The sequence below is a fragment of the Paenibacillus radicis (ex Xue et al. 2023) genome, assembly GCF_024722015.1.
GTDB lineage: Bacteria > Bacillota > Bacilli > Paenibacillales > NBRC-103111 > Paenibacillus_S.
In genome coordinates, this window is the sequence record NZ_JANQBD010000014.1 from 1 (window position 1) to 11,660 (window position 11,660).

At 46.4% G+C, this 11,660-nt stretch carries 7 protein-coding genes; 4 read left to right on the forward strand and 3 right to left on the reverse strand.

Going from position 1 to position 11,660, the window contains the following annotated elements; all coding sequences use genetic code 11:
* Window positions 1-326: 326 nt before the first annotated feature.
* A complete protein-coding gene (locus tag NV381_RS18955; protein WP_258214843.1) occupies window positions 327-611 on the reverse strand; it encodes a hypothetical protein in 285 nt (94 codons plus the stop codon).
* Window positions 612-1,005: 394 nt separating this feature from the next.
* Here NV381_RS18955 and NV381_RS18960 point away from each other — a divergent pair, with 394 nt between their 5' ends.
* From NV381_RS18960 to NV381_RS18975, 4 genes are all read left to right on the forward strand, one after another.
* Window positions 1,006-2,703, forward strand: coding sequence for an efflux RND transporter periplasmic adaptor subunit (locus tag NV381_RS18960; protein WP_258214844.1), 1,698 nt, complete (start codon window positions 1,006-1,008; stop codon window positions 2,701-2,703).
* 29 nt (window positions 2,704-2,732) lie between these two features.
* A complete protein-coding gene (locus tag NV381_RS18965; protein WP_308862032.1) occupies window positions 2,733-3,449 on the forward strand; it encodes an ABC transporter ATP-binding protein in 717 nt (238 codons plus the stop codon).
* Complete coding sequence (locus NV381_RS18970; protein WP_258214845.1) at window positions 3,446-4,624, forward strand: ABC transporter permease; 1,179 nt, start codon at window positions 3,446-3,448, stop codon at window positions 4,622-4,624. Before NV381_RS18965 ends, NV381_RS18970 begins: the two co-directional genes overlap by 4 nt.
* Before the next feature lie 227 nt (window positions 4,625-4,851).
* Window positions 4,852-7,257, forward strand: coding sequence for a hypothetical protein (locus NV381_RS18975; RefSeq protein WP_258214846.1), 2,406 nt, complete (start codon window positions 4,852-4,854; stop codon window positions 7,255-7,257).
* An 86-nt stretch (window positions 7,258-7,343) separates the two neighbouring features.
* Here NV381_RS18975 and NV381_RS18980 read toward each other — a convergent pair whose 3' ends face one another.
* Window positions 7,344-10,523, reverse strand: coding sequence for an alpha-mannosidase (locus tag NV381_RS18980; protein ID WP_258214847.1), 3,180 nt, complete (start codon window positions 10,521-10,523; stop codon window positions 7,344-7,346).
* 53 nt (window positions 10,524-10,576) lie between these two features.
* The gene (locus NV381_RS18985) at window positions 10,577-11,602 is read right to left on the reverse strand and encodes a LacI family DNA-binding transcriptional regulator (protein WP_258214848.1); all 1,026 of its coding nucleotides are present in this window, start codon (window positions 11,600-11,602) and stop codon (window positions 10,577-10,579) included.
* Window positions 11,603-11,660 lie beyond the last annotated feature (58 nt).

Below are 11,660 nucleotides of genomic sequence, written 5' to 3' on the forward strand. Positions count from 1 at the left end.
CAGCTCCCGCGCCTTCGCTTGGGCTGCACCCTCACCCTTTATAACGTCTGAATATTCAAACAACTAACTTTTCTTATCCATCGTCCCGATGGATAAACCTACCTTACACAAACTTCTTGACGCTACCCCTAAATGTGCTATATCGACCTAAATAGAGGTAGTTTTTCCAGCTAAATGATCGATTTCGAGAATAGAGACAAAATTAGCGTGATGTTTTCCAGTTAGTGGTGCTAGCTACCATACTAGAGTTCAGTTTATACACTAAAGTCAAGTTCAAATTTTGGGGTCGAGCCTTATATAATGTTTTTTAGTAACATACTCGTTCTCTAATTCTTGGTTTGTCCTTCTTGGTTTGTCCTTCTTGCTTTGTCCTTCTTGCTTTGTCCTTCTTGCTTTGTCCTTCTTGCTTTGTCCTTCTTGCTTTGTCCTTCTTGCTTTGTCCTTCTTGCTTTGTCCTTCTTGCTTTGTCCTTCTTGCTTTGTCCTTCTTGCTTTGTCCTTCTTGCTTTGTCCTTCTTGCTTTGTCCTTCTTGCTTTGTCCTTCTCGGTTTGTCGTTCTTTATTTCTTCTATTGGTTTGTCCTTCCCGTTCTCTCCTACCTTGGTTTATCATTCTCGCTCCCTCCCGCCCCTATCTCGCCCACGCGCTTAGAATCCCGGTCTCGCCTAAGTGTTTCATCACACTTGTCCTGTCATCCTAGCTCTCTCCTACCCGCTTCAGATCTTTCTCTCCTACATGTTTCGTTTCCAATCTCCCCTACGCATCAACTCCCCCCTTATCTCCGAGGTGTTTGCAATCTCTCACGAGCTTTTTACACAGCTGCCTTTCTCCTTGTGACATACATGGATTTCAGTGGATAACTTTTCATCCTGATGTATTTTCGATTTTTTTTTACACTTTTCGATCATCAATCATGGGGAGATTCACACTTCTTTCACAAAGCATTGATAAAGTAAATGGAAATAATACAATAAATGTTGAAAGCGCTTTGAAAGGAGAAGCTTAAATGGCATTGCAGCGCAATAAAAAATGGATCCTTATAATAATTGGATTGGCCGTGGTTGGAGCAGGCACTTATCTTTACATGAACAAAAATACTAAACAACAAGCCTCCGCTCCTCAAGAAAAAATCACTGAAATCAAAAAGGGTACCATTCGTTCCACTGTGTCCGGTACATCCCAATTTGAAGCAAGAGATATTCAGAATGTGATCGCTCCAGCCGATGGCACTATCAAAAGAATGAACCTGACCCGGAATCAAGCCGTTAAAAAAGGCGATGTATTATTGGAAATCTCTGATCTTACCCAAGAAATAACCTTGCAGGAAGCTCAAGTCAATCTCCAACAGCTGGAAAATGATCTGAACGATTTGCTCACCCAGCAAAGCAACATGAAAATCTACACTCCAAGAAGCGGAATATTGACGCTTGGAAGCAATCTAGAGACGGGCTCTAGTGTAAATAAGACAAGCAGGATAGCTACTATATCCGATCAAACGATTTTGAGTGCCAAGCTGCCTTTTTTATTAGATGACGCAACTCAATTCTCCATCGGTGATTCCATCGATTTGACGGTGGACGGATTTAACTTGACCAAAACCGCTACTGTAGACTCGATAAGCAATCAAATCAAATCCGATCCTAGCGGCGGAAAGCTGCTCGAGGTTGAAATTAAGGTAAAAAATGATGGAACCCTGACATCTGGCATGAAGGTGAAGGGAAAAGCAAAGCTCGGTAGCAGAACCGTAGAATCAACCGATAGGGGAACGTTGGACTATGTAGATGTTGAAACTGTGCTGGCTAATACAAGCGGAACGATCAAAGAACTGAAGCTGAAGAACGGAAATTACATAACCAAAGGCGATTTAATTGTGACTGTCGTGAATGATACGCTGCAAAAAGATATTAATACCAAGCAAGCAGCCGTTGACCGTCAGAAAAATACAATAAACAGTCTCCAGGAGAAATTTAATAAGCTTACAATTACCGCGCCTTTTGACGGCGTGTTTTCTACGGATTTTGCCAATAAGAAAAGCAATGTGCTTGCCAGCTATCCTGTAGGATCAACAGTGGAGGTCAATACGTTGTTTGGTGCCGTTGCCAGTCTTGATTATATGCAATTGCCTATTCAGGTAGATGAGCTCGATCTTCCGAATGTCAAAACAGGTCTGAAAGCGACAGTAAAGGTTGATTCCTTGCCCAATAAAATTTTTGAAGGCGAGGTCATACAGGTTTCAACTGTAGGTACAACTACCAACGGTGTAACCTTCTTCGATGTGGTCATTTCGGTAAAAAACACCAGTGAGCTGCGGTACGGCATGACAGCTACTTCTGAAATTATTTTTCAGGATAAAAAAGATATTATTACTCTACCAATCGAAGCCCTTCAGCAGCAGCAAGGAAAACGGTATGTAACGCTGCAAAATCCTGACGGTACAAGAGAAGATAAGCACGAGGTAAAAATAGGCATTCGCAATAAAACCGATATTGAAATTACCGATGGCTTGAAGGCTGGCGATAAGGTAGTTATTCCACTCCGTCAGCAAAAAACGCAAAATGCCAGCCAAGCGGATATTGACCGAATAAGACAGCAATTTCAGCAAAGCGGCGCTGCAGGTGGTCAGGCTGGTCCTGGTGGCGGTGCAGGGAATCCTCCTGGCGCTGGTGGTGGCGGCACACAGAGATCAGGTGGAGGCGGACGGTAAGGAAATGTGCGGAAAGGAAGGACTCCGGAATGGCTGAAATGATTGAATTGCAGAACATCACGAAGGTGTATGAACGAGGCGCGGAAAAGCTGCACATCTTAAACGATCTCTCCTTGTCTGTAGCAAAGGGCGATTTTGTGGCTATTGTCGGGCCTAGCGGATCGGGGAAATCCACACTTATGAATATGATCGGTTTGTTGGATGTACCTACTTCAGGAGCCTACACACTGGATGGCGTGGCAACCGAAAACATGAATGATAATAGCCTTGCAGAGCTTAGAAACAAGAAAATCGGCTTTATTTTTCAACAATTTAATTTGCTTCCCCGCCTTAATGCATTGGAGAATGTGGAGCTGCCCATGATTTATTCCGGTCTAAATAAAAAGGCTCGCAGGGAAAGAGCACAGCAAATGCTGGAGCTGCTCGGCATGGGTCAACGCGGACATCATAAGCCAAGCGAACTGTCAGGCGGTCAGCAGCAGCGGGTTGCTATCGCAAGGGCCTTATCGATCGGGCCGTCACTGCTTCTAGCGGATGAGCCGACAGGCGCTCTCGATTCAAAGACCGGCAACGAAGTGCTGGAGCTGGTTATGCGGCTTAATGAGGAAGGCAATACTATCGTGCTCATTACCCACGACTCCCATATAGCGGATCATGCGAGAAGGGTCATTTCAATCCGTGATGGGGCGATTGTAGGAGATCAACGATTATTGGAAATTCCTGCAGCACCAGAGGTGACATTATGAATCCAATCGAGCTTGTCTCAATGGCGCTTCGGACCATCGCTTCCAGTCCTATGCGGACATTGCTCACCATGCTAGGTGTCATTATCGGTGTGAGCTCTGTAATCACTTTGGTTTCCATAGGGCAAGGTACTTCAGCGCAAATTGAAAAGCAATACGAAAGCCTAGGTACAAATCTGCTGGTTGTGAATGTGCTAGGTAATGGCCGTGCCACTCAGCTGGATTATAATGATTTAATGCAGCTCGAGCAGCTGCCCGAAATCAACTCCATTGCTCCGACAATGGTCAAAAGCGGCTCCAATATTAAATATGACCGCAGGCAGGAAAAGTACACGGTCGTCGGTACTAATGACCGGTATTTACCGCTCATGAAAGGCGAGCTGTCGGCAGGCCGATTTGTAATAGACGCGGATATGGAATTCCGCAATCCTGTAGCTATATTCGGCAGCACAGTGGCCAAAGATTATTTTGGTTCGCTCGACCCAATAGGTGAGGATATCAACATCGATGGCATCGTGTTTACTATAGTTGGTGTCCTCAAGGAAAAAGGCTCCTCCATAAGCGGGGTATCCTTGGACAACTCCGTGTTTGTTCCTTTGGAAACGGCACGTAGAGCGTTCAAGCTCGGGAACATCCGTACAACGTACCTGGAGGCTCCAACCAAGGACCAACTGTCTATGACTCAGAGTACGATAACCCAGTATTTGACTTATAAATTCAAAAGCAGCTCCGGCTTTCAAATTATGAATCAAGACGAATTAATGAAAGCGCGTGTGGAAGCAGCCAGCACACTTACGAATCAATTGATCGCAGTAGCCTGTATCTCGCTTTTGGTTGGCGGTATCGGGATTATGAATATTATGCTCGTTACTGTCAGCGAACGGACTAGAGAAATCGGCATCCGCAAATCGATAGGCGCCAAACGTCGCAATATCCTAATGCAATTTTTAATAGAGGCTACAGTAATTAGCGGTCTTGGCGGAATTATCGGACTGCTGCTTGGAAGCGGCTTGTCGCTCGCATGGCCCATGATTAATCCAAAGCAACCTACACAGCTTTCATTGGAGGTCGGCTTGTATGCATTTCTGTTTTCGGTAGGAGTCGGAATGATTTTTGGATTGTATCCGGCCAACAAAGCTTCCAAGCTTCGGCCCATTGATGCTCTTCGTTCCGATTAGCGCTTGATCATAGCCATATATTTAATAAATGATTTGCCAACATAAACGTCAGTAAATTTTTAAGAGGCAGGTTTTCCAAACGGATCGCTTTTAACATATGCTTACGAAATTGGCTTTCCAATCGGATTGCAACAGCATTTGCTTACCAGGCTGCCCTTCGAAATGGATTGCACCGCATATGCTTACGAAGCTTGCTTCCTTCGGAAAGCCTTTAGGAGGAGATCAAATTGAAACGCCAACTGCTACATTCAATAAAATCAGGAAAAAAAGGATTGCTTTACGCTCTAATTGCAGGCTCTACTTGCTTGCTCGCCTATATGCCCTCGGCCTATGCCGGCAAGGAAGGGGTATTTCTGGCTAATGATACTTACTTTACGCTGGAGAATGCTGCCTTTTCAGCTGGCGTAGATACTTCTACTATGCAGTTTACACTTAATTTGCATAACGGTGGAGAAAGCGACATTGACTTCAATAATTATGGAGTTCTCCTTGTGGATGACCAAGGCAACCGTTACCCTGCCAAGCTAACGAGCAAGCAAACAGCCCGTGTTATACCTGGACATGATCAGCAATTCCGCTTTTTGTCCGAGGTTGTTTCTAATGTGACACCTGAGCAGCTGAAGGTGAATCTTTATAAATGGGATGCCAGTCAGTCCGATTCCTCGGCAAGCTTAGGAGAACTATCGGTGGCGGCCGTATCTGCGACAACAGAACTCGTACCTTCAGAGCCGGGAGCTTCCGATCAGCTGCTAATCTCTTTGCATGATATCAGCTCCTCTTACTCTCAGGAATCCATAGTTTCGTTAAGAATAGGCAGCAGCTATGAGGTTGCGGAGAGTGGAAGCTCATATCTCTACACAGATCTATATGTACAAAATGGGGGAAGTTCCAGCGTTCAGCTTCCCTCCGGTCTTCAGCTGCGATTGAAAGGCAAGGATTCTAGCACCTACTCCGGCTCAATTGTTGGCGGCAGCTCAGCTACGCTGCTTCCCAAAAAGATGACCAAGCTATCGCTTCGAACTTTGATTCCGAATACATTCGATGCACATCAATACACACTTGAGTCACTATATGAAGTTTCCTCCGAAGAGCGGATACTGGGAAGCTTCCCTATTTCCGGGACGCTAGCTTCTTTGCCAATCGGCAAAGAGCAGCCGTACGCGTTATACGACACAGGTAATGGTCTTACAGTTAAAGCTGATAAAGCAGTGGCTATTAAGCAGGCGGATGGGTATCTGGTACAAACAACCGTTAAAATCCGAAACAGCAGCGCTAAAATAGCAACACTCCCTACCCTAAGTGCCGCTTATCAAATTGGTACGGAGAGCATCAACGCCGCAGGACAGGATCAATCGATTCGAAGCGGTTTTCTTTCTCCTGAGCAAACCGCATCCTATCGCTATGCAGTAGTATTACCGGAAGGAGTTGATCCTGCTGCTGTGAAATTTACGCTTTTTGAACAAAAGTCGAATGCAGCAAGCTCAGAATCAACCTCCAGCTCCACCAATAATAATTCTGGCAGCAATACTAACAACAACCAGAATCAAACAGCAACCACTACCAACAATACAAGCAGCAACACGAATTTGAACTCGGGTTCCAGCAATGGCTCCAATACTAATTCCAATTCCAATTCAACAACCGGTTCCAGCTCGGCTTCCGGCAATAATAACAGTACTAACACAAGCTCTAACACAAATAGCTCCAATACTAATTCCAATTCCAATACGACTAATAGTTCGACCAACTCATCTACAAATTCTAGCAACAACAAGTCCAGCTTATCTGACAAAAATCCTGTCATGCTTGTTTCTTTAAGCAATATCGATCAGACGGACAACATGATCAGACAAGCATTGTCTTATCAATTTGGAACGCCGTTTTCTTTTGCACCTAATGGTTTGATTGATAAAAATCTGGAAATATCGCTTGTTGAGCTGCATATGCATGAAAACAGCGATTTCGGGTACAAAACAGCCGTCGCCAAATACAAGCTGACAAATCGTGGTCTCTCTACTCTGCCATTGCCCAATCTAGGGACTGAGCTTATTAACGGTCAGGGCCTTGCATTTGCAGGAGAACGACAAACCTCGGCAGCCGATAAGCTTGCGCCCAATACAAGCTATGTTGTTAGCTATTCCTACTTATTACCGTCCGCTGAGGATGGCAAACAGCTTGCATTGAATTTCACAGATCCGAAAGCATCCGCATCTGGTAAGCTGTCGATTGGCACTTATCAAGCGTCCGTTCAGCCGGAATCCAACGATGAACGCATCAGCTTCTTCCCGTTTGAAGTCAGCTTCGATGATTACAGAATTAATACTTCCTACAGCAGCTCAAATTACACATACCGACTGGATCTTACGCTTACTGTAAATATGAAAGAACCTGTCATTGTGGATCAAAGCTTTTCGCAAATGGAATTCGAGCTGGTTGACGGTTTGAAGCGAGTTCTTGGCTCACAAACGATGGCTTTCACAGGCACGCAAAAATTAATAAGCGGACTGCAAAAAATTTCATTCTCCAATATTAAAACCGAGCAGTTCGAAACCGGTCTGCTCATCAATGTATACGAAACGATCAACACACCGTCAGGCCCAGCCAAACGTCTTGTTAAGCAGCTAAAGCAGTAGCTTTAGCAGTGCAATAAACAAACTTAACCCGCCAGTTTCCTATAAGGGTACTGGCAGGTCTATTATCATTTCAGCTATTATTGGATTCAACCAGCACTTACGATCTCGATCAGCAGCGTTTTGATCTCATAAGGCTTGACCGCAAGACGAATTACGGCATCGCTGCTAACCTCACCGATAGGTCGCTCCATCAGGTCGCTCTCCTGCCAGCTCAGGATTTGATAGTCGCTTGACAACTCTACCCATCCGCGTTGACCGGCAAATTCGTGGAAACGCAAAACGATGAGGCTGCTGTCCTCCGCTTTTTTCACAGCATCGATATGCACATGCTCGGACGATAACCGGAAGAGCGATGCTCTCGTTTGAACTGCCACGGCTCCTTGCTTGATTACCAGCGGCACATTCAAATCCCAAGCTTCCTGAACCGTACGACCTTCCAGCCAGTCTCCGGAATGTGGAAGCAGCGAGTATGTAAACTCGTGATGTCCCTGATCTGCTTGAGGATCTGGAACAAGCGCGGACTTAATTAAAGTTAGTCGCATCAGATTATCTTTGATGTCATAGCCATACTTGCAGTCATTCAGCAAGCTGACACCATATCCGCGTTCGGACAAATCAGCCCACTGATGTCCTACTACCTCAAATCGGGCATAATCCCAGCTTGTATTCCAATGGGTAGGACGTTTAACATTGCCGAATTGAATGTCATAGGATGCCTCTGTGGAACGGATCTCTACCGGGAATGCAGCCTTGAGCAGCTTCCTTTGCTCATGCCAGTCCACGATGGTTTTGAAATCGATCCGGCGGGAATCACTATATACAATTAGCTGCTGTGTAATTGTTGAATCTTTATACTTCCAAGCAAATCGTACAACTGCTCTTACAGGTCCGTTTTCCACTACTTCAATTGAGGTCAGCTCACGGATTTCTTCCGTTTTTTCCTGATAATAAATATCGATATCCCATGCCTCATGACGGCTCTTCGGCTTATCTTCGAACACTTGCAGCACATTTCCGTTAGAGCCTGCCGCGAGCACCTCACGTTGGGACATTTTATCCCAAATCGATGTCAATTGACCTGTTCCATTCCAGTGCAGCGAGTAATGCGGTGTTTCTATTCCATTGCCGGTAGTAATAAATGGATGCGGCTTCTTATCCGTATTCTCTGATTCCTCTGAACAGTAGCGAATTATACTAGATCCCAAGGACGGCACCGCTTGTACCTGTACCAGCCAACCGTCAACACTACGCTGGGATGCTAACACATTCCCTTGCTCATCCTTCCATACCCCTTCCGTGCCTGATGCATCAAGGCTGCGGTCTGATTGTACAAGCACCAATCCCCCACGCTCCCAGCCTGAGCTGTTCCATACGGTATATTCCGCTATTCCGGTTTCAGTCTGCCGGACAGTCAATACTGAAGCCGCATGATTGTTTGCAGCTTGCAATAAACGTTCCGCTTCTTCATATTCAAGGCGCGAATCATCATAAACCTCCTGAATCGATGAGCCTGGGATAATATCGTGGAACTGGTTGCGCAGCACGATTTTCCACGCTTCAGCCAGCTTGCTCCGGTCGTAGAACGACCAGTCGCCTGCCTCCAGGCTGCCCATAATGCCAAGCCACTCCGTCTCACGCGCCAACAGCTCCAGCTTCCGATTCATCCGCTTATTATAAGCTTGACTCGTATAGGTACCCCGGTGAAGCTCCAAATACAATTCGCCATCCCATGTATGCACATATTCATCCGTTTGGGCAATTGTTTGCTGCAGCTCTGCGAAATACTCATCCACGCGTCCGGTTGTCACATTCGGAACTCCCGGCAGCTCGCTCAGCCTGCGCCTCAGCTCCAGCATTTCGCGGTTTACACCGCCGCCGCCATCACCATAGCCATACGCAAGCAGCAATTCACGGTTTACTGGCTTATCTCTGTATGTTTCCCATATGCCGTTCACCGAGCTTGCCGTAACTTCTCCGTTATACGTATACAACCAGCCTCCTGCATTATCCGGTGTAGTAATGAAATGGGTCAGCACCTCGGTCCCATCAATACCACGCCATTGGAACGTGTCATGAGGCATCCGGTTATACTGGTTCCAGCTAATTTTGGTAGTCATGAATGTATCGATGCCGGATTTTTTCAAAATTTGAGGCAAAGCCCAGCTATAGCCAAATACATCGGGCAGCCACAGGTACGTACACTCTGTACCAAACTCATCTCGCAGAAAACGCGTTCCATACAGTAGCTGCCGCACCAGCGATTCTCCTGAGGTCAGATTACAGTCTGCTTCCAGCCACATGCCGCCGCCTGCCTCCCAGCGTCCTTCCTTAACCCGCTCCTGGATTTGGGCGTAAATATCCGGATAATCCGTTTTGATATAATCATATAACTGCGGCATTGTTTGTAGAAATACATAATCGGGAAAAAGTTCCATCAAACGCAGAACAGTCGAAAAGGATCTCGCCGCTTTCTCTCGGGTATGCTTCAGCCTCCACAGCCAAGCAACATCGATATGGGTATGGCCGATACAGCGAACGGTAACCGCATGCTGTTTGGGCAGCTGCTGAACGGAGGTACGCAGCGATTCTGCCGCAGCCGTTAATGAAGCATAGAAATCGGCTGACCCGGGCCTCGACCAATCAACCAGCAAAAAAGCGCGATCTGCCGCGGACAACAGCAATTGCCGTTCGGGCGAATGCTCATGAAGCACCTTAATAACCTGTAACGCCGCACGTGCTGTATAATACAGATCATCCGCGTCCGCATCTAGCCAGCACAGCTCTGCCCGCTTCAGCTGATGCTCCATAATGGCAAGCGGCTTATAACCGCCAAGTCCGGACCACAACCGGAAGCACAAGCTTACCGTTGTTCCAGCTGACTCCTCAGCAAAAAACACCTCTTGATGGTTCGTATCCACACCTTGATAGGGCTGACCGTTCACATATAGTAAAGACTCAAAGCCTGCATTATTACCGCCACCGCCCTTGCCAAAATCAAAACGTCCTACGATTTTACGGCCTTGCCAGGAAGCCGGCACATCTACCTGAGCTGCCAGCCACAAATAACGATCCCTGCCTTCCCATCGTTCCCCCAGCTGCATTTCTCCACTGCCTTTAACTGAGCTTAACGGAAGCAACGGACGTTCCCCAATATTCCCCTCGGTATCCTCCAGACTATGGAAGGAGGGAATCGATTGTTTATCTCTATAACGAAACTCGTCAAGTTCCTGAATGCGGGCTGTCAGTTTTTCCAAAGTAAAAAGCATTTCTATCACTCCCTAATGAATGTTATAACACGTGTTATTAAATATGAAAAAAATTAGCTTCCCACGCTTTGGCGAACGACCAGCTGTGAGGAAACCGAGATTGTGCTTTTGTCTTCATAAGTTCTCTGTCCGTCAATATATTCCAATAACCGCAATGCTGCCAGCCGGCCCATCTCACGATAAGGGATCTCTATAGAAGTAATGGCGGGAAATAGATGCTGATTGATCCGTTCCGTATTGTCGGCTGCCATTACATGGATATCCACGCCAATCTGTATGCCTTGTAATTGTGCTGCTCTGCATATATAGACCGCCCCACGTGACCAGTTGCTTAAAATCGCAAAAGGCGTGGTGCGTTCCTGTATCCACTGCTTCCAATAATCGGATCGCATCTCCCATGGGCCATCTGCAGCAGCATACACTTGCGGCTGCAAGCCTTTGTCTTCACACCATTGCAGATAGGTTTGATTCCTCTCCCTGTCACCCCATCCAAGAGGCACATGCTCATGGAACATTTCCAAGTAAGCCGGAGGAAGTCCGGTTTGCTCCCACAAATAATCCAACGCTCGGCGGATACTGTCACCGTAATCCATCAATACGGATGCTATCCGATTATGATCCGGGTAGCCCTCCACTGAAACATAGGGCATATTATGCTGATTTATTAGCGCCACCCATTCCTCGGAAATGTTATGCGGCCGATCCAATGCTACAATGCCGTCAATCCGCCGCTGCAAATACAAATCCAGCAGTCCCTTTTGCTCAGTTAAAGGACCTGATGCGTATAACAGTAAGTGGTAGCCATTCGCGGCGCATACCTCTTGCATCCCTTCAAGCACCTGCAAAAAAAGCGGGTTCGAAACATTGCCGTAAGCAGCAAGACATTGACTTCTGCCCGTCTTCATACCCCGAGCTTGAGCATCCACCTGATAGTTCAATTCACGAATCGCATCCAACACGGCTGTCCGCTTCTCAGCACTAACACCTATGCCCTGTGTACCGTTCAGCACAGCAGAAACTACGCTTCGTGAAACTCCTGCCCGCTTGGCTACATCAAAGCTGGTTACCCTTTTGGCCATTTATGTAACACCTCTAACCCAATATAACACGTGTTATAGAGAGAGACAATCATTATTT

Coding starts and splice junctions, on each gene's coding strand:
- NV381_RS18955 (WP_258214843.1), bottom strand. CDS start 611: ATGATAAACCAAGGTAGGAGAGAACGGGAAGGACAAACCAATAGAAGA.
- NV381_RS18960 (WP_258214844.1), top strand. CDS start 1,006: ATGGCATTGCAGCGCAATAAAAAATGGATCCTTATAATAATTGGATTG.
- NV381_RS18965 (WP_308862032.1), top strand. CDS start 2,733: ATGGCTGAAATGATTGAATTGCAGAACATCACGAAGGTGTATGAACGA.
- NV381_RS18970 (WP_258214845.1), top strand. CDS start 3,446: ATGAATCCAATCGAGCTTGTCTCAATGGCGCTTCGGACCATCGCTTCC.
- NV381_RS18980 (WP_258214847.1), bottom strand. CDS start 10,523: ATGCTTTTTACTTTGGAAAAACTGACAGCCCGCATTCAGGAACTTGAC.
- NV381_RS18985 (WP_258214848.1), bottom strand. CDS start 11,602: ATGGCCAAAAGGGTAACCAGCTTTGATGTAGCCAAGCGGGCAGGAGTT.